This is a genomic window from Solilutibacter pythonis (genome assembly GCF_003697345.1).
In the GTDB taxonomy this organism is placed as follows: Bacteria; Pseudomonadota; Gammaproteobacteria; order Xanthomonadales; family Xanthomonadaceae; genus Solilutibacter; species Solilutibacter pythonis.
Genome location: NZ_RFLY01000002.1, coordinates 209,464 through 226,880, shown reverse-complemented (window position 1 = coordinate 226,880; position 17,417 = coordinate 209,464). Strand labels below are relative to the sequence as shown.

Below are 17,417 nucleotides of genomic sequence, written 5' to 3'. Positions count from 1 at the left end.
CGTGCTATTGGCCCGGTGCAGGCCCAATGCCGAGTTGTCCAGCATGTTCGACCAGATGCGCTCGGCGGCTTGTTCCCCGTCCTGGCGACGGGCGGCTTCGAGTAGTTGGCGCGGGGTCCAGGCGTTGGGGTCGAGGCGGTAAAGGTCGAAGGTGATGTCGTGGGCGCGTTGTACGTCCCAGACCGGCAGGTTGAGTGCGCTTTGCGGATTGTCGTTCTTTTCGAACTGTATTTGACGGCGTTTGTAATCCTCCTGGATCAGTTGCTGGCCGAAGGCTTCCCACTCGCGTTCGGTGAGCGCGCGGCCACCGTGTTGTTGGGCATAAGTGTTGGCCACCTTGCCGGGCATGTTGTCGTTGCGCACCACGCCCAACGCCAGCAGGCCGTAGCCGTCGTTGCCAGGCAGATGCGCGAGGTAGTTCCAGTAAAGCTCGCGGTTTCTTCCCACCTCGGCGTAGTGCTTGAGGATGTTCAGGTCTTGCCGGGTCAGGCCACTCATCATTGCTCCCCTTTCGTCTCAATGTCGATATGGAACTTTGCCATCAGTTCGCGGTAGCGTGCTTCGATCCGCGCCCAATCGCGCATCAGCACGCGCGGATAGTCCGCTTCCACGGACAAACCATACTCCGGTATCGCGAAGCTGTGCGAGCACTGGGCGACACGCGGGTTGTCGTCCTCGATCACCGTATCGCCCTGGATGATCAAGCCATCCGGCATCTCCCGGTGGGAGCAGCGGATAAAGGTCAGGTTATGCCCTTGCGCGTCCCGGCGCACGAACCAGTCTTCGATATCCCAGGGGCCATCGGGCAGGCCATAGCGATCGCGCTGCCCTTCGGTCAGCTTGAGATAGCGCGCCTTGTCCGCTTCGCTCACGTACCAGCGCTCCAGGCCCCGCACGTCCTCGCCACGGGTGCGATGGGAAATGTTTGACATGGGATCCTGCCGCAGGATCGGGTCGTCCGAGAAACTTCTGCCGTCGCTGTCCATCGCCTCCTGCAACGGCCGCTTGTCGATATAGGTGAAACCCGCGCGAATCTGCCGGTTGAACTCGTTCATACTCATCTCGCGCCGCCGGCCGGGAGGGAGTGGCTCCAGTTTTGGCCAGACGAGTTCCATGCTCACGCTGCCTTGGAAATCCGGGCCGATCTGATCGGTGAAGTAGTTGGCCGGGATCATGAAACGATGCGGCCCGAGCCGGGCCAGTTTTGGCGCGTTGGTATAAGTGTAGTCACCCACCGTGGGGCCGATGACCAAGGGTTCCTTCAGCGTGGACATGTCGATCTTCCTCTCGGTTTTCTTGTCGGCCGGTGGGGCGGGTTCAGCGGCGCAGGCCCACAACAGGCCGGCAACGATCAGCGGGAAAAGCAGTGCGCCGGTCACGGTGCGCGTCCGGTCTGTGCCGTTCGCGGCGAGCTGGTGCGCGAAAGTCGTCGGGAGGCGGGCTCGGGTTTCATTTGGATGCGCTCGATTCCCGGGTTCCGCCCGTGGGCGGGACAGGCAGCCACGCCACATCGCATGTTTGCCGCCTTTTCCGCATGCCGTGTCCGTGTCGGATCATCTCGAAATCGCGGTACTTGCCCATGCGATACATGCCCTTGGCCAACCCTAGGTGGGGCCAGTATAGGCATAGGCGGCTCACCCCCTTGGACAGGGAGGCGGGATAAAGAAACGCGCCGTCGAACATCGACTCGCCATTGCCCGGACATGGCCGGCAACGGATATCGATTCGACTCGATGCAAAACGATCCGCGTGAAATTTTCCGGGCGCGTCATCACCATGCATGCCCCTGGCAAAACGCTCCGGGGGGCGGGTTACACGCGAATCGGGTTCAACCGGGCATCCCGCCCCGAGGCGGGAGAGTTCCAGGTGCGTTGGGACGACCTGGAACCGTCACTTCAAGCCGCGCCGTCAATAGAACGGATCGAACGGGTCCTGCAACACGATGTTGGCATCGCGGTCGGGGCCGGTGGAAACGATCGCCAGCGGGCAGCCGGCCAGTTCTTCCAGCGAGCGCAGATAGGCGCGCGCGGCGGGCGGCAGTTTGTCCCATTCGGTGATGCCGTGGGTGGTTTCCTGCCAACCGGGGAACTCCAGGTAGACCGGGGTGATTTCCTCCCAACCCTTGGCGTCCAGCGGCGCGTATTCGGTGCGTTTGCCACGGTATTCGTAGGCGATGCACATCTTCAGCGTCTCCATGCCGTCGAGCACGTCGAGCTTGGTGATGCACAGGCCGGTGATGCCGTTGATCGCCACCGCGCGCTTCAGCGCCACGATGTCCATCCAGCCGCAGCGGCGCGGCCGGCCGGTGGTGGCGCCGTATTCCTGGCCGCGGTCGCGCAGGCCCTGGCCGATGTCGTCGTCCAGTTCGGTCGGGAACGGGCCGCTGCCGACGCGCGTGGCGTACGCCTTGGCGATGCCGAGCACGTAATCGATATCGCCAGCGCCCACTCCGGTACCGGCATAGGCGCCGCCCACCGTGGTGTTGGAAGAGGTGACGTAGGGATAGGTGCCGTGGTCGATGTCGAGCAACGAACCTTGCGCGCCTTCGAACAGCACCTTCTTGCCCTGCCGGCGCAGCTCGTGGAGGATGCCGGCCACGTCCGCCTTCATCGGCTGCACGTATTCGCCGAAGGCCAGCGCCTCGTCCAGCGTCTGCTGGAAATCGACGCCTTCCACGCCCAGGTATCGGGTGAGTACGAAGTTGTGGTAATCGAGCGCGCTGCGCAGCTTGTCGGCCAGCTCGTCGGGATAGTGCAGATCGGCGATGCGGATACCACGACGCGCCACCTTGTCCTCGTAGGCCGGGCCGATGCCGCGGCCGGTGGTGCCGATGGCCTTGCCGCCGGCCGCCTTTTCCCGCGCCTGGTCGAGCGCGATGTGGTAGGGCATGATCAGCGGCGTGGCCGGCGAAATCTTCAGCCGCGAGCGCACCTCGACGCCATTGCCCTCCAGCTCGGCGATTTCCTTCCGCAACGCCCCCGGGTGCAGCACCACGCCATTGCCGATCAGGCATAGCGCGTCCTCGCGCAGGATGCCGGAAGGGATCAGATGCAGCACGGTCTTCTTGCCGCCGATCACCAGCGTGTGACCGGCATTGTGGCCGCCCTGGAAACGCACCACCGCGCCGATATTCTGCGTCAGCAGGTCGACGATCTTGCCCTTGCCCTCATCGCCCCATTGCGCACCCAATACAACGACCGATTGGCCCATTTTGCCGACTCCATACGTGAGAAAAGCCGGGCGGGGCAACGTCCCCGACCGGCTTTTGGAAATGATACCGATGGCGCTCGGGCTTTGCCAGCACCGCTTCTTTCAGCGACCGGCCCCGACCAGCGGCGGCAAGGCCGGTGGCGCCCGCGTCCAGTCGCGTAGGAAACCGCCCTCCAGCGCATAACGGCCGAGCCAGCCTTGCTGGGTCCCGGCCAGCACGCGCAGCATATGGCCGCGCCCGCCGGGCAGCCGACCGGCCGGCAGGAAGGCAAGATCGCGCAAACGCGCCAGCCAATCGTGATGGGACTGGAACAGCGGCGTCAGCCAACGGCTCCAGCGGTGATAGGCGGCCAGATGCAAGCGACGCGCATCGGCATAACGGGCCAGCGCCTCACCCAAATCACGGTGCGCGGCCAGCGCATCGGCCAGCGTCACCGCATCCACCAGCGCCATGTTGGCGCCCTGCCCCAACTGAGGACTCATCGCGTGGGCGGCATCGCCCACCAACACGCTGCGCCCACGGTGCCAGACGCCCATCACCGCATCACGATAGGCGGCACGCGCCAGCAGGCCGACATCGAAGCCCTCGCCCAGCAGTCCGCGCGCTTCCGGCCAGACCGCCGCCAATTCGTCCAGCCATGCATCGCGACCCGCTTCGCGCCAATGCTCGAAGCGCTCGGTGCGCAGGCTCCAGAAGAAGCTCAGCTTGGGAACGTGATCGTCGGGCAGCGTACCGACCGGCAGCAAGCCGACCATATGCCGCGCCAGTACGTAGCGCTGCCGCAGTTCATCCAGCCACGGCCAATCCCCGGCCGGCAGCAGGCACCACAACGCGCCCCACGGATAAGGCTGGTTGATGCGGGGCGACGAAACCGTTTCGCGCAGGCGCGAGGCCGAGCCATCGGCGAGGATCACCAGATCGAACGGGCCGTGCCAATGGCCGAGATGATCGCGGACGCGTCCGGCCTCGTGGTCGATGGCATCGATGGCAAGGCCGGCATGCATCGTCGCGCGCCGGCCGATGGCCCGGTGCAGGATCGTGAACAAGGCGCCGCGCTGCATGCCGAGACCGCACAGGCGCGGGTCGAGATCGGCATAGCGCATGTCCATCACCGCGCGCCCGTGCACCGTTTCGCCATAGAGCCGCCCGACCGGCGCGCCGTGGCGACGCACCTCGTCGAGCAGGCCGAGCCGCCACAACGCCTGAAGGCCCGTCGGTTGCAGCAGGAAACCGGCGCCGACCGGGCCAGGTTCCGGCACGCGCTCGAAGATCTCGACTTCGATGGCCTCACCGGCCAACGCATGCGCGCAGGCCTGGCCCGCCGTGCCGTAGCCGACGATCGCGACGTGGCGTTTGCGCATCAGAGGGCGAGCAGGCGCTCGATGAGACGCGGCACCCGATCCATCGCCGCGCGCACGTTGGTCAGCACTTCCTCCATGGTGATCGCCTCGTCCGGGTCCGGTCCGGCGCCGGCGGCCCAGTTGGCGACGATGCCGAGACAGGCGTAGTCCAGCCCCAGCTCGCGGGCGAGGCCGGCTTCCGGCATCCCGGTCATCCCGACCAGATCGCAACCGTCGCGCTTCATCCGCGCGATCTCGGCCCGGGTTTCCAGCCGTGGCCCCTGAGTGGCGCCATAGCAGCCGCCGGCCATCAGATCGATGCCGATCATGCCGGCGGCTTCCAGCACGCGCCGGCGCAGCGACGGGCTATAGGGGTCGCCGAAATCGACGTGCAGCACCTCGCTGCCCGGCGCTTCGCCGAAGGTGCTGATCCGGCCCCAGGTGTAGTCGATCAGTTGATCGGGCAACACCAGCGCGCGCGGCCCGCAGTGCGCGCTGATGCCGCCGACGGTATTCAGCGCCAGCACCGTCTGTGCGCCCAGTGCCTGCAATGCCGCCAGGTTGGCGCGATAGTTGATGCGATGGGGCGGAATCGAATGGCCCTCGCCGTGGCGGGCGAGGAAAGCCACGCGCTTGCCGGCATAGCGGCCGATCCGCACCGGTCCCGAGGGCGGGCCGTAAGGCGTGAGGGGCTGCTGGGTGTCGGCATCGGCCAGTTCGGCCAATTCGTAGACACCGGTACCGCCGATGATGGCGAGATCGATGGTGGATGCGGAGGCGTTCATTCCATGGCCCGTGCGAGTCGAATGCGGCGCTTATTTTCGCATGCGCGCCAAGGCGGGCCGGAAACCCGGAAAGCGACGCGGGCGATGCGCCGCTTTCCGCATGTCAGTCCTTCAACGCATAGATCGCCGGCAGATTCCGCCCCTGCTCGTGGTAATCCATGCCGTAACCGAAGACGTAGCGATCCGACACTTCCAGCCCGAGGTAGTCGGCGCGGACGCCATCCACGCAGCGGTCGTGGTTCTTGACCACCAACACCGCGATGCGCACGTCCTGCGCGCCCTGATCCTCGCACCAGCGCTTGACCGCCAGCATGGTGTGGCCCTCGTCGAGAATGTCGTCGGCCAACAGCACGCGCCGGCCGCGCATCGAGGTGGCCGGACGGTGCAGCCAGGCGAGGCCCGAGCCACTGGTCTGGCCGCGATAACGGGTGGCGTGGAGGTAATCGAATTGCAGATCGAGCCCGCGCGCGCCCAATGCCAGCGCCAGGTCGCTGGCGAACGGCAGGCCGCCGTTCATCACGGTGAGATAAAGCGGCGGCGGCTGGCCGTCGTCGTAGTCGGCACGGATGGCATCGGCCATGCGCTCGACCGCGGCGCAGATGGCGGCGTAGTCGTGGATCAAGTCGGCATCGACCAGGGCGGCGGACAAGCTCGGCGTCATGCAATGTTTCCCGTGTCATAGGCACCGGATTCGCCGGTACAGGTCTGGATGTCGTCCAATTCGCGCGCGAGTGCGTTGCGCGCGTCGTGGTAGCGGGCATCGGCCAGCAGCTGGCTCCAGCCCATCGGCCCGCGTCCGATCAGGCCGGTCAACGCCAGCGTATTGAATTCGCGTCCTTCGAGCGCCGCCAGCGACTCCGCCACCAGTTCGGGATGGCAGACCAGCACCGCATCGCAACCAGCATCCAGGTGGGCGTCGATACGCGCCTTGACGCCGCCGGCGGAAAACGCCGCCGCCATGCCGATATCGTCGGAGAACACCACGCCGTTGAAGCCCATCTCGCCGCGCAGGACGTCGCCGATCCAGCGCGGCGAATACCCGGCCGGCGCCGGCGCGACCCGCGGATAGACCACGTGCGCCATCATCACCGCGTCGGCGCCGGCATCGATGCCGGCGGCGAACGGCAGCAAATCGAGCTGGCGGAGTTCTTCCAGCGGACGCGCGTCGATGGCTTCGTCGTAGTGCGTGTCCTCCAGCACCGAACCGTGGCCGGGGAAATGCTTGAGCGTGGCCGCCATGCCGGCATCGTGCATGCCTTCGACATAGGCACGGGTGAAATCGGCCACCACCCGCGGATCGTCCGAAAACGCGCGGTTGCCGATGGCGCGGTTGCCCCGGCCCAGGTCGACCACCGGCGCGAAGCTCAAATCCACGCCGGTCGCACGGATTTCGCTGGCCATGAGCCAGGCGTGCTCCCGGGCGAGATCCAGCGCCGCCTGGCGGTCGCGCGCATGCAGCGCGCCGAAGCCTTCCAGCGGCGGCAGCTGGCTGAAACCCTCGCGGAAGCGCTGCACGCGCCCGCCCTCCTGATCGACGCAGATGAGTTGCGGGAAGCGCGCGGCCTCGCGGATCGATTGCGAGAGTTCGGCCACCTGCGTCCTGGATGCGAAATTGCGCGCGAACAGAATCACGCCGGCGCAGGCATCGTGACGCAGCCAATCGCGCTCCTCGGCGCTGAGTTCATGTCCGGCGATGCCGATGACGAGCATGGATGACCTCGATGCGATGAAAAAAAACGCGCTGTGTGCGGCTTGCGTATTGTCGCCCATCCCGGAGCGAAGGCGCGAAACGGCGGATCGTTTGACCCTTCTGCCATTGGGCGAGGCGTCACCGGCGCCGACGAGTTCCCGAGCCGCCGGACCATGCCCGCCGGCCACCATCAAGCCGGGTGACGCGCCTCGTCGTTCCATTTCGAAAACGGATGCGCCACCAGATTGAGGTTGTAGTAACGCGGCAGATGCGTCACCTCGCGTCCGGCCCAGTCCGGCATGGCGAAGGCTTCGTCCTCGGCATCCAGTTCGACTTCGGCCACCACCAGCCCGGCGTTGTCGCCGAGGAACTCGTCGATCTCCCATTCGTGGCCCGCATGATGCACGAAGTAGCGGCGCTTGAGCACGGTGCCGCCGACGCAAAGCGCGACCAGGGCACGGGCATCCTCGACCGGAATCGGGTAATCGAACTCCTGCCGCGAGGCACCCATCTCGCGCGACTTGATGTTGAGCCGCGCATCCTCACCCTCCAGCCGCACCCGCACCGAGGCGTTCTGGCGGCCGGCCACCACCGATTCGCTGTCGTTGAGATAGCCCTGCGCCATCTCGACGACACGATGGGCCGCCTGGCGCCAAGCATCCGACGTGGTGAGGAACTTACGCTCGATCTCGATACCCATGGCTCACTCCTTCTCGAACACGGCGATGGATTCGACGTGCGCGGTATGCGGAAACATGTCCATCACCCCGGCGGACGTCAGCCGCCAGCCGCGCTCGCCCACCAGATAAGCGGCATCGCGCGCCAACGAACCAGGATGGCAACTGACGTAGACGATACGCTTGATCCCATCGAGCGAGAGCTGCTTCAGCACCTCCAGTGCACCGGCGCGAGCGGGATCGAGCAGCAGCTTGTCGAAGCCCTGCCCGAACCAACGCTCCTGGCGCAGATCGGTGGTCAGATCGGCCATGTGGAACTCGACATTCTCCAACCCGTTGTGCAACGCGTTGGCGCGCGCGCGCGCGACCAGCCCGGCATCGCCCTCCACGCCCACCACTTCCGAAGCGACGCGCGCCAGCGGTAAGGTGAAATTGCCCAGCCCGCAGAACAGGTCGAGCACGCGCTCGCCCGGCCGCACATCGAGCAACGCCAGCGCGCGGGCGATCATCTTCTCGTTGAGCCCGCCGTTGACCTGGATGAAATCGAGCGGACGGAACCGAAGCTCGACATCCCAGGGCGCCAGCTTGAATGCCAGCGGCGGCGGCGGGGTGTCGTCGAGCGGATGCACCGAGTCGATCCCCTTCGGTTGCAGGAAGATGGCGAAGCCGTGCGCGGCGGCGAAATCACGCAACTTCCGCAAATCGTCTTCGCTCAAGGGTTCGAGGTGGCGAAACACCAGCGCGCGCGCCGCGTCGCCGGCGATGAACTCGATCTGCGGCAGCGCGCGTCGCGCATCCATCGAATCCACCAACGCCGAGAGTTCGGCAATCTTGAAGCCGATCTCCGGCACCACGGTATGGCACTCGCCCAGGTCGGCGACGAAACGGGGGTCCCGCTCGCGGAAACCGACCAGGGTCTTGTTCTTCTTCTCCACCCGGCGCACCGAGAAACGGCCCTTGCGGCGATAACCCCACGCGGCATCGACCAACGGCGGCAGCACCTCGCCCGGCGCCACATGGCCGATGCGCTCGAAGTTCTCCAGCAACACGCGCTGTTTGGCATGGATCTGCTTGTCTTCGTCGAGATGCTGCAACACGCAGCCGCCGCAGGTGCCGAAGTGTGGGCAGCGCGGCTTGACGCGATCGGGCGAGGCATCCAGTACCTCGACGGTTCCGGCCTCGTCGAAACTGCGCGAACGCGCGGTCTGCCGCGCCATCACGGTCTCGCCCGGCAACGCGCCGGAGACGAATACGGTCTTGCCGGCATGCGCACCCGCCTCGCGGCGGGCAACGCCGCGGCCATCATGGCTCAGGTCGAGGATACGGGCCTGGAAAGGCGTCTGGTCGATGCGGGCCACGGCGTCACGCGAAGAAAAAAGGGCGGGCATTCTCGCATGCCGCCCAGGCGCCGCATCGGCGGCGCAGTCATTTTCTGGCGGAATAATGGGCGTAGCGGGCCTTGGCGAAGCCGTTGCAGGTCCGTACCTGCCTCGCCAATTCGGCCCGGTTGGGCTTGTCCGGGGTGCCGATGCGCTTCATCAACTGGTCGGTCCAGCGCTCGAACTGCGGCTTGCCGACCCCGGCGTCCTGCATGGTGCGATCCATCAGGCCGCCCAGCCTCACCAGGTCGTCCTTGTGCGAGGCGTTGACCGGCAGGCCGGCGGCGATCTTGTAGATCACGAAACACTGGCTGGCCTGCTGGCCGAGGTTGGAATTCTGGGCCTGCGCCCCGGTGAACAGCCCAAGGCCGGACAAGGCCACGCCGAAAACGGCGATACGGAGACTCCTCATGATTCGTCCCCGGGTTTATTTCTGCTTCCAACTGCCGCCGGACTGGTACCACCAGCCGCTCCTGGCCCGCTCGATCCACTGTTTGGCGAACACCTCGCGGATCCTCGGTTCCCAGTCGGGCTGGCCGTTGGCGACGGCGACTTCCCGATACAGCGCTTTGCGGTCGCGGTTGTCGTCGGCGACGGCGCTGTTGATCGCCACGCGATCCTTCAGTTCCAGCTTCGAGGCATCGCGCACGGTGATCATGCCATCGGCGGTGAAACCGAGCGCGCCGGCATCGAAGCCCTTGCGCAGGCTGGCGTCGAAACGCGACTGCATCTGCGACTGGATGGCGCGGATCGCCGGCGTGTCGATGGTGATGTCCGGCGCGGACTGCGCGTAGGCGCTGCCGATGCCGATCAGCGACAGCGGGTCGATGCGTGTCCGCAGCACCGCCATGCCGCCGCCACTGCCGGGCTTGGCTTCGGGTTTGGGCGTGGCCGGCTTGCCATCCTCGCCGATCACCTTGTCGACGAACTCGCGGGCGGCTTCTTTCGCCTCCGCGGCGGGAAAATAGACATTGATGGTCACGCAGGCGGCCAGCGCCAACGCGGCCGGGACGGGCATCCAGTGTTTCATCGCCATGACGGGCTCCTTGGGTTATTCGATGACAGGCTTGAGATCGCCGCTACCCACCGCCTTCAGTCGCTCCAGCAGAGTCGGCCAATCGACCCGGCGATGGTAGCCGACCACGGTAAGGCGCGGCAGGCCGGCCCCTTCGACGATAGTAAAGCCGGCCGCGTCTGAACGGCGTGTGTTCGCCGCCAAGTCGTCCAGCCCGCCCATCGCGCAGACTTCGTTTTCCAGCCGGCAGCGGATGCCGATGCGGGCATAGCCGAAATCGTCGAACAAGCCGATCAGCCGTCCTTGCAAGCTGCCGACCAGACTGGCATCGCCGACGCTTGAGATGTTCTGCACCGCGCGCTGGCTGATGCGCTGGCGCACGCCGGGTTTGCGATCGGTCACCAGCAGGGCGTCGAAGCGCACCGGCGTCCAGTTCACCAGACGCAGGCCGCGAACCCGGCCGTCGAGTCTGCCGGTGATGCTGCCGAAGCCAAGCACTTCGGTCAGCCGCCACAAATCCAGGTCGTTGAAATCGAGATCGGCCGAGAGCGTGGGCGCGGTGCCGAACGGGCGCTCCATCGAAAGCTCGGTGACTTGCACGGTGCCATCGAACACGCCGATGGAAAGGCCGCCATCGAACGCCAGCAGGTCGTTGGCGTAGCTGACACGCGGAATCTCGCCGTTCAATTCGCCGCGAAACTCCGGCAGGCCGAGCGCCTTCGCCATCCGCCCGACATCGATGCCGGCGAGGTCGAGGCCGAATCGCATGCGCAGGCCGTCGGCCGCGCGCGGCGGTTCGATGCGCAAGTCGTGGATATCCATGCGGCCGCCGAAGATCGGCAGCCTGGCGCTGCGTTGCAGGGCCAGCACGCCATCACGGCTCTGGAACGGCAGGGTGGTCGGACCAAAAGCCAGGCCCAGCACGTCGGCGGCCCGCCAACGCAGCATCGAGGCCACTGGCGCGTCGAACGAGAACGCGACGTCGCCATCCACGCCCCGCAAGCGGAAGCGGCCGCGCGGATCGACCAGATCGACGCCGGCCAATTCGGCGCGCGCCTGCCGCAGCCGGCCATCGGCGAACGCCAGTTGGCCGCGCAGGCGGCCACGCAGATCGACCTCGCCCATTCCCGCCTGTCCCAATAGGCCGCCAAGGTAGCGATCGCGCAGGCCGGCCGCCGCCTCGCTGGAGAAATCGGCGTGCAGTTCGCGCAACTGGCCGGCGGCATCGAAGCCGATCCGGGCGTCGGCGCGCAAGGTGCCGCCATCGCGCCATTCGAGCCGTGGCAGCCGCCAGCCGCCAGCCGATGTCTTTTCGGCATTCAGCGCGAAGCGCGCCGGCGTCCCGCTCAGCGACAGATAGGTCTGGCCAAACAGCGCCTCGCCGCCCAGCGCGCCATCGAGCGAGAGCGTGTCGTGTCCGGCCAGGGTGCGGTAATCGAGGCGGAAGCGACCCTCCAGGTTCTGCATCACCGTCGCTGCATCGGTGGTTTGCAGGGCGCCGTCGCGCAATACCAGGGTGCCGGCCAGGTGTCGTGGCGCCCGCGCCGGCGCGCGAATCTCCAGCGCGCCATCCACCCACCCGCGTTGCAGCCGCGCCGCCGGCCAGACTTGCGCCGCCAGCGCCGCCGCCCATTGCACCGGCACCCGCGTCAGCTCGATCCGGGTCAGGTCCGGCGTGGCGCCGCGCCGCGCCAACGCCAGCCGCGCATCACCCCGGGACAGCACGGCATCGGTACGGACATCGTCCAAGCGCAGCGCCAGCCGCATGGGCGCGCCGCCACGCCCGGCGATCGTCCCTTCGCAGCGCCACCCGCCGTTGGCCGCCGGCCGCAACGGGCAACGCCAGTCGAGGTCGTCGAAGCGATAGCCCAGATCATCCGCCCGCACCCGACGCGCTCGCAGGCGCAGGCCACCCGCGGCGGCACCCGCCGGCCAGTCCAGCAGCACGCTCACCTCTTCCAGCACCGCCACGGGCGTCGTCACCCGCGCGATTCGCAGGTGGGCGCTACGCGCTTCGGCCAGTCCGGGCCAAAGCGCGAAGCCAGCCAGCAGGGTTAGGATGCGCAGGTACATGGGGAAACGAGGATACGGAATGAAGGATCATCCGCCGATGAACCCACGCCTGCTGCTGGTCGAGGACGCCCCGGTCAGCCAGGCGTTTCTCGCCGAAGCCGCGCGCGCCGTGCCCGCCCACGTCGATGTCGCCGGCAGCTTGGCCGAAGCGATGACGTTGGCCACCGACTTCCGCTTCGACGCCTGGCTGATCGATGCCCATCTGCCCGATGGCCGGGGCATCGAACTCCTCGCGCGCCTGCGCGAGACGCTGCCAGCACCGCATCCGGTCGCGCTGGCGCACACCGCCTCGCACGATGCGGCCGAGCTCGCCACCCTGCGCGAAGCCGGCTTCGCCATCGTGGTGTCGAAGCCGCTTTCCGCCGCTGCCTGGCAAGCCGCCCTGCGCACCGCGCTAAGCGACGACAAAACCACCACCTGGGACGATGCCGCCGCGCTACGCGCGCTGAACGGCAATGCCGGCTCGGTGCGGGCGCTGCGCGGACTGTTTCTGGCCGAACTGCCGGAGCAGCACGCGGTCATTCTCACCGCGCTGGAAAACGGCCACCTGGATACCGCCCGCGGCGAACTGCATCGATTGAAGGCGGGATGCGGCTTCGTCGGCGCCACCCGCCTACGTGCCGCCGTGGATGCGCTGCATGCCGCCCCGGCCAGTCCAGCGCTGCGCCACGCCTTCACCGAGGCCGTGACCGAGCTACTGGCGCGACCCGCGCCAAACCCAGACTGAGCCACCCCCGACGGAAACCGAAAAAAGCCCGGGGCCGACGTTTCCCTCTGCCGGCCCCGGCCCCACACGAACCTTCCCGCCTGCTCAGTGCCGGGGCGAATGCCCCGTCCGCTGCGGATGCTCGGCCACCTTCCGGGCGTGCATGGCATCGAACTCGGCACGGGAAAGCTGACCATCGCCATTGCTATCGGCGGCCTTGAACCAGTCATCGCGGCGGGCCTTCATCCGCGCCTCGCGGTCGGCGCGGTCGAGAAAGCCATCCTTGTTGACATCGAGCCGGTCGAAACGCGCGGCCAGCGCCGGCTTGGCGGAAGCTTCCACACGGTTGATACGACCATCGCCATCCTTGTCCAGCCCGTGCCGGCCATGCCGGTCCTTGCCGCCATGTCCGCGGCCATGCGTGGCATGCGCGGCCCGCCGCTCATCGGCCGACAATTTGCCGTCCTTGTCGGTGTCGAGCCAGTCGAAGCGCTCGGCCAGACGTGGATGCCGCGCGGCCTCGGCGCGGGAGATGAAGCCGTCGCCATCGGCATCGGCCTTCGAAGCGGCCTGCCCGCCGGTCTGTCGAGGCGCGGCGCTGGCGATGCCACAAACCACCGCCAGCACGGCGACGACGGGCAGTGTGAATCGACTGGAACGCATTGGGATACTCCTGTTGCCTGATCGTTGCCAGATCAACGCGCCGGCATGGGCGGGGTTGACCGCCAGGCCGGCCGGTTCAGCCGGTGGCCAGTCAGCGCCGACGAAACCCGGCACGGCTATCCTCTCGGCATGCGCGAAGTACCGGCCAACCACCACGACATCCGCCTGTTCCAGACCAGCGAATACATCTGCGGCTACTGGCGCGACCGCCCGGCGTGCGACCTGGTGATCGAACCCGGCGATCCGCGCCTGCCCGACATCTATGCACATGCGCTGGAGCTGGGCTTTCGCCGCACCGGCGACCTGATCTTCAGCCCGAACTGCCACGGCTGCCGGCTGTGCGTGGCGGTTCGCATCCCGGTCGCCCACTTCCGTCCCAATCGCGGCCAGCGCCGCAACCTCAGGCGCAACGTCGATCTCGCCACACGCGTGATACCCGCGGTTCGCGGCGAGGAACACTTCGCGTTGTACCGCCGCTATCTGCAAAGCCGCCATCGCGGCGGCGGCATGGAGAACCACGGCCCGGCCCAGTTCGACCAATTTCTCTCCGGCACCTGGTCGGACACGCGCTTCCTCGAAGTCCGCCGCCGGCGCGAGCACGGCCTTGGCGAACTGCTCGCGGTCGCCGTCACCGACCGCCTGCCGCAAGACCTGTCGGCCGTCTACACCTTCTACGACCCGGCCGAAACGGCACGCGGCCTCGGTACCTTCTGCGTGCTGCGACAAGTGGACTGGGCGCGCCGCGAAGGTCGCCGGCATCTTTACCTCGGCTACTGGATCGCCGGGCACCCGAAGATGGACTACAAGCGCCGCTTCCGCCCGCTCGACGGCTACGATGGCCAACGCTGGCGTCCCCTCGAATACACCCTGCCCGAGCCCCCATGAAACCCGCCGCCCGATTCCGTCTCGCGCTCGTCGCGCTCGCCACTCTCGCGCTCGCCGCCTGTCTACGCATCCACGTCGAGGGCACGCCAGACCCGCGAGCGCTGGACCAGTTGCCCGGCGAAATGGCCCGCGCGATCCGCGACTCGCTGCCGCCGGTGCGCTTCGCTACCTACAACGTCTCGCTCTATGACAACGAGGCCGGCGGCTTGGCGAAACGGCTTCGCGAAGGCGACAGCGGCGCGCGCAAGGTCGCGGCGGTGCTGCAACGGGTACGCCCGGACGTGGTGCTGCTCAACGAATTCGACTACGACGAAGACGGTCGCGCCGCCGACCTCTTCCAGCGGCGCTATCTGGAAGTCGCCGCGCACGGCGGCCGGGCGATCCACTATCCCTACCGTTACTTCGCCCCGGTCAATACCGGCGTGCCGAGCGGCCTCGACCTGGATGGCGACGGCAAGGCCGGCGGCACCGGCCGCGCGCGCGGCAACGATGCCTGGGGCTATGGCCTGCACCCGGGCCAGTACGGGATGCTGGTGCTGTCGATGTACCCGCTCGATCCGGCGCGGGTGCGCGGCTTCCGGTTGCTCAAGTGGTCGGCGATGCCCGGCGCGTTGCGGCCGGTCGATCCGGCCAATGGCAAGCCCTGGTATCCCGACTCCGTCTGGCGGCAGCTACGGCTGTCATCCAAATCGCACTGGGACGTGCCGGTGCTGACGCCGCAGGGCGAGATCCATTTTCTGGTCGGCCATCCCACGCCGCCGGTGTTCGATGGCCCGGAAGACCGCAACGGCGCGCGCAACCATGACGAAATCCGGCTGTGGGCGGAATACCTTTCCGGCCGCGACCCGCCCTGGCTGTGCGACGACCGCCAACGCTGCGGCGGCCTGCCGGGCGGCACAGCCTTCGTGATCGCCGGTGACATGAACGCCGACCCGGCCGATGGCGACGCCCGGCCCAACGCCATCGCGCAACTGCTGGCGCACCCGCGCGTGTCGCCCCACCCCGCGCCCCGCAGCGCCGGCGCGGCCGCGCGCGCCAGGCGACACGGCATTGCCCGGCGCGGCGACACCGCCACCCACACCGGCGATTTCGGCGCAGAATCCGGCACCTTGCGGCTGGACTACGTGCTGCCCTCGCGCGAGCTGGCGGTGCGCGATACCGGCGTATTCTGGCCCGCGCCGAGTACGCCCGAAGCGCGCATCAGCGATGGCAGCGACCACCATCTGGTCTGGATCGACGTGACACGGCAACCTTGAGCGCGCGCCCCGCTACAGCAGGGCCACTTCCGCCTTGCGGCCAAAGCCGAAACGGCCGTCGTGCTTGAGCGTGACGATCATCCGCACCATGTTGGCGGGCAGCATGAGTTCCACTTCCAGCGGCCCGCCCTCGGGGTTCTCGATCGCCAGCGTCATCTCGATCAGCACGCCGCCGGTATCCACCTCCCGGCATTGCAGGCAAGGCTCGCCCCCCGGGTGGCTCAGATAGGGCTGGACGATGCCGCCCAGCGCCTCGACCGCGGCCGGGAATAGATAAACCGCGTAACCGTCCTCGGGCGGCGGGATCGCCGGCGGGCCGGCCTTGGCGGGCGCGGCGGCGTCCGGCGCCGCGGACGTCGCGACATCGGGCAATGGCGCGCCAGCCACCGTCACCTTCACGCCCGCGCCGGATTTACCAGCCCAGGGCTTGCCGCCCGGCAGTGCGTTCTTGGTTTCGATCACGACTTCGTCCTCAGACCAGTTCGACCGTCAGCGCGCCGGCGGCCTCCCGGGCCTTGGCGCGCGCTTCCTCCACCGAATCGGCCCGCGCCAGCGTGACCGCGACCCGACGCCGGCCCTCCACCCGTGGCTTGCCGAACAAGCGCAGCGCCGTGCGCGGCACCGCCAGGGCGGTATCGACAGCGGAAAACACCGGCACGCCATGCCCTTCGGCCAGCACCGCGCAGGAGGCCGAAGGCGCAACGCAACCGATCCATCCCTCCGCGTCCGCGCCCACCGGCAGGCCGAGGATGGCGCGCGCGTGCAGGGCGAACTCGGAAAGCGTCTGCGAGACCAGCGTCACCAGCCCGGTATCGTGCGGCCGCGGCGAAACCTCGGAGAACCACACCGCGTCGCCCTTGACGAAGAACTCCATCCCGAACACGCCCCATCCGCCCAGGCTGTCGGCCACCTGGCGGGCGATCTCACGCGCGCGCGCCAGCGCCCGTGGCGACATCGGCTGCGGCTGCCAGCTTTCGCGATAGTCGCCATGCGCCTGCCAATGGCCAATAGGTGGGCAAAAGGCGACGCCGCCGGCATGGCGCACGGTCAACAGAGTGATTTCGTATTCGAAATCGACGAAGCCCTCCACGATCACCCGCCCCCGCCCGGCGCGGCCGCCGGTCTGGGCGTAATCCCAGGCCGGCTCGACGTCGGCCTCGCGCCTGAGCGTGGACTGACCCTTGCCGGACGAGGACATCACCGGCTTGACCACGCAAGGCAGGCCGATCTCGCCGATGGCGGCCAGATAATCCTCGCGGCTGTCGACGAAGCGGTAGGGCGAAGTCGGCGCGCCCAGTTTCTCGGCGGCGAGGCGGCGAATGCCCTCGCGGTCCATCGTCAGCCAGGCCGCGCGCGCGGTGGGGATCACCCGCAGGCCGGCATCGCGCTCCAGCTCGACCAACGTGGGGGTATGAATGGCTTCGATCTCGGGCACCACCAGATGCGGCTTCTCCGTCTCGATCAAGGCACGCAGCGCGGCGCCGTCGAGCATGTCGACGACATGGCTACGATGCGCCACCTGCATCGCCGGGGCATCGGCATAACGGTCGGCGGCGATCACCTCCACGCCGAAGCGCTGCAACTCCAACGCCACTTCCTTGCCAAGTTCGCCCGAACCGAGCAGGAGCACGCGGGTGGCGTGCGGCGAAAGCGGGGTGCCGATCGTGATCATCGCGCGCTTGCATGGGGAGAGGGCGGCCAGTTTATGCCCATCGACGCATCTGTCATGCTTCGCCG

The 17,417-nt window shown here is 67.7% G+C and carries 16 protein-coding genes and 2 pseudogenes; 3 read left to right on the top strand and 15 right to left on the bottom strand.

What is annotated here, in order from left to right:
- The 12 genes and pseudogenes from EBB59_RS02490 to EBB59_RS02430 all read right to left on the bottom strand — a co-directional run.
- A pseudogene (locus EBB59_RS02490) lies at positions 1-498 on the bottom strand (XVIPCD domain-containing protein); the annotation flags it as partial.
- The gene (locus tag EBB59_RS02485; protein ID WP_122100554.1) at positions 498-1,379 is read right to left on the bottom strand and encodes a hypothetical protein; all 882 of its coding nucleotides are present in this window, start codon (positions 1,377-1,379) and stop codon (positions 498-500) included. The pseudogene EBB59_RS02490 and the gene EBB59_RS02485, both read right to left, overlap by 1 nt.
- A 529-nt stretch (positions 1,380-1,908) precedes the next feature.
- A complete protein-coding gene (locus EBB59_RS02475) occupies positions 1,909-3,210 on the bottom strand; it encodes an adenylosuccinate synthase (protein WP_122100552.1) in 1,302 nt (433 codons plus the stop codon).
- Between the two features lie 102 nt (positions 3,211-3,312).
- On the bottom strand, positions 3,313-4,575 hold the full coding sequence (locus tag EBB59_RS02470) for an FAD-dependent oxidoreductase (protein ID WP_425451784.1): 1,263 nt from the start codon (positions 4,573-4,575) through the stop codon (positions 3,313-3,315).
- Positions 4,572-5,336 carry an S-methyl-5'-thioinosine phosphorylase gene (locus EBB59_RS02465; RefSeq protein WP_122100550.1) on the bottom strand — a complete coding sequence of 255 codons (765 nt, stop codon included), beginning with the start codon at positions 5,334-5,336 and terminating at the stop codon, positions 4,572-4,574. The genes EBB59_RS02470 and EBB59_RS02465 overlap by 4 nt, the downstream gene beginning before the upstream one ends.
- Positions 5,337-5,439: 103 nt before the next feature.
- Positions 5,440-5,997 carry a hypoxanthine-guanine phosphoribosyltransferase gene (locus tag EBB59_RS02460; RefSeq protein WP_122100549.1) on the bottom strand — a complete coding sequence of 186 codons (558 nt, stop codon included), beginning with the start codon at positions 5,995-5,997 and terminating at the stop codon, positions 5,440-5,442.
- Positions 5,994-7,046 (bottom strand): beta-N-acetylhexosaminidase, encoded by a 1,053-nt coding sequence (gene nagZ, locus EBB59_RS02455; RefSeq protein WP_122100575.1) that lies wholly within the window; start codon positions 7,044-7,046, stop codon positions 5,994-5,996. Before nagZ ends, EBB59_RS02460 begins: the two co-directional genes overlap by 4 nt.
- A 170-nt stretch (positions 7,047-7,216) precedes the next feature.
- Entirely contained in the window at positions 7,217-7,726 is a 510-nt protein-coding gene (locus tag EBB59_RS02450; RefSeq protein WP_122100548.1) for a CYTH domain-containing protein, read from the bottom strand.
- Positions 7,727-7,729: 3 nt separating this feature from the next.
- The gene (gene rlmD / locus EBB59_RS02445) at positions 7,730-9,091 is read right to left on the bottom strand and encodes a 23S rRNA (uracil(1939)-C(5))-methyltransferase RlmD (protein WP_122100547.1); all 1,362 of its coding nucleotides are present in this window, start codon (positions 9,089-9,091) and stop codon (positions 7,730-7,732) included.
- A 37-nt stretch (positions 9,092-9,128) separates the two neighbouring features.
- Positions 9,129-9,494 carry a hypothetical protein gene (locus EBB59_RS02440; protein ID WP_147455485.1) on the bottom strand — a complete coding sequence of 122 codons (366 nt, stop codon included), beginning with the start codon at positions 9,492-9,494 and terminating at the stop codon, positions 9,129-9,131.
- Positions 9,495-9,509: 15 nt separating this feature from the next.
- Positions 9,510-10,118, bottom strand: a complete 609-nt coding sequence (locus EBB59_RS02435; RefSeq protein ID WP_122100545.1) for a YdbL family probable chaperone protein — start codon at positions 10,116-10,118, stop codon at positions 9,510-9,512.
- A 15-nt stretch (positions 10,119-10,133) separates the two neighbouring features.
- The gene (locus EBB59_RS02430) at positions 10,134-12,170 is read right to left on the bottom strand and encodes a translocation/assembly module TamB domain-containing protein (protein WP_147455484.1); all 2,037 of its coding nucleotides are present in this window, start codon (positions 12,168-12,170) and stop codon (positions 10,134-10,136) included.
- Between the two features lie 37 nt (positions 12,171-12,207).
- Between EBB59_RS02430 and EBB59_RS02425 the strand changes: the two genes are divergently transcribed.
- On the top strand, positions 12,208-12,897 hold the full coding sequence (locus EBB59_RS02425) for an Hpt domain-containing response regulator (RefSeq protein WP_158601690.1): 690 nt from the start codon (positions 12,208-12,210) through the stop codon (positions 12,895-12,897).
- 84 nt (positions 12,898-12,981) lie between these two features.
- Here EBB59_RS02425 and EBB59_RS02420 read toward each other — a convergent pair whose 3' ends face one another.
- Positions 12,982-13,539 carry an EF-hand domain-containing protein gene (locus EBB59_RS02420; RefSeq protein ID WP_122100542.1) on the bottom strand — a complete coding sequence of 186 codons (558 nt, stop codon included), beginning with the start codon at positions 13,537-13,539 and terminating at the stop codon, positions 12,982-12,984.
- Between EBB59_RS02420 and EBB59_RS02415 the strand changes: the two are divergent.
- Positions 13,520-14,424 (top strand): annotated as a pseudogene (locus EBB59_RS02415) (arginyltransferase). The gene EBB59_RS02420 and the pseudogene EBB59_RS02415 overlap by 20 nt on opposite strands.
- Positions 14,425-14,546: 122 nt before the next feature.
- Positions 14,547-15,680 carry an endonuclease/exonuclease/phosphatase family protein gene (locus tag EBB59_RS02410; RefSeq protein ID WP_245978953.1) on the top strand — a complete coding sequence of 378 codons (1,134 nt, stop codon included), beginning with the start codon at positions 14,547-14,549 and terminating at the stop codon, positions 15,678-15,680.
- Between the two features lie 12 nt (positions 15,681-15,692).
- On the opposite strand, the gene EBB59_RS02405 is transcribed toward EBB59_RS02410, so the two are convergent.
- Positions 15,693-16,142 carry a hypothetical protein gene (locus EBB59_RS02405; RefSeq protein WP_122100539.1) on the bottom strand — a complete coding sequence of 150 codons (450 nt, stop codon included), beginning with the start codon at positions 16,140-16,142 and terminating at the stop codon, positions 15,693-15,695.
- A gap of 10 nt (positions 16,143-16,152) precedes the next feature.
- Positions 16,153-17,352, bottom strand: a complete 1,200-nt coding sequence (gene purT, locus EBB59_RS02400) for a formate-dependent phosphoribosylglycinamide formyltransferase (RefSeq protein WP_122100538.1) — start codon at positions 17,350-17,352, stop codon at positions 16,153-16,155.
- Between the last annotated feature and the right edge of the window lie 65 nt (positions 17,353-17,417).

What these genes read in the sequence shown, in the direction of transcription:
- EBB59_RS02475 (WP_122100552.1), bottom strand. Translation starts at nt 3,210, where the DNA reads ATGGGCCAATCGGTCGTTGTATTGGGTGCGCAATGGGGCGATGAGGGC.
- EBB59_RS02465 (WP_122100550.1), bottom strand. Translation starts at nt 5,336, where the DNA reads ATGAACGCCTCCGCATCCACCATCGATCTCGCCATCATCGGCGGTACC.
- EBB59_RS02460 (WP_122100549.1), bottom strand. Translation starts at nt 5,997, where the DNA reads ATGACGCCGAGCTTGTCCGCCGCCCTGGTCGATGCCGACTTGATCCAC.
- nagZ (WP_122100575.1), bottom strand. Translation starts at nt 7,046, where the DNA reads ATGCTCGTCATCGGCATCGCCGGACATGAACTCAGCGCCGAGGAGCGC.
- EBB59_RS02450 (WP_122100548.1), bottom strand. Translation starts at nt 7,726, where the DNA reads ATGGGTATCGAGATCGAGCGTAAGTTCCTCACCACGTCGGATGCTTGG.
- rlmD (WP_122100547.1), bottom strand. Translation starts at nt 9,091, where the DNA reads ATGCCCGCCCTTTTTTCTTCGCGTGACGCCGTGGCCCGCATCGACCAG.
- EBB59_RS02440 (WP_147455485.1), bottom strand. Translation starts at nt 9,494, where the DNA reads ATGAGGAGTCTCCGTATCGCCGTTTTCGGCGTGGCCTTGTCCGGCCTT.
- EBB59_RS02435 (WP_122100545.1), bottom strand. Translation starts at nt 10,118, where the DNA reads ATGGCGATGAAACACTGGATGCCCGTCCCGGCCGCGTTGGCGCTGGCC.
- EBB59_RS02430 (WP_147455484.1), bottom strand. Translation starts at nt 12,170, where the DNA reads ATGTACCTGCGCATCCTAACCCTGCTGGCTGGCTTCGCGCTTTGGCCC.
- EBB59_RS02425 (WP_158601690.1), top strand. Translation starts at nt 12,208, where the DNA reads ATGAACCCACGCCTGCTGCTGGTCGAGGACGCCCCGGTCAGCCAGGCG.
- EBB59_RS02420 (WP_122100542.1), bottom strand. Translation starts at nt 13,539, where the DNA reads ATGCGTTCCAGTCGATTCACACTGCCCGTCGTCGCCGTGCTGGCGGTG.
- EBB59_RS02410 (WP_245978953.1), top strand. Translation starts at nt 14,547, where the DNA reads ATGGCCCGCGCGATCCGCGACTCGCTGCCGCCGGTGCGCTTCGCTACC.
- purT (WP_122100538.1), bottom strand. Translation starts at nt 17,352, where the DNA reads ATGATCACGATCGGCACCCCGCTTTCGCCGCACGCCACCCGCGTGCTC.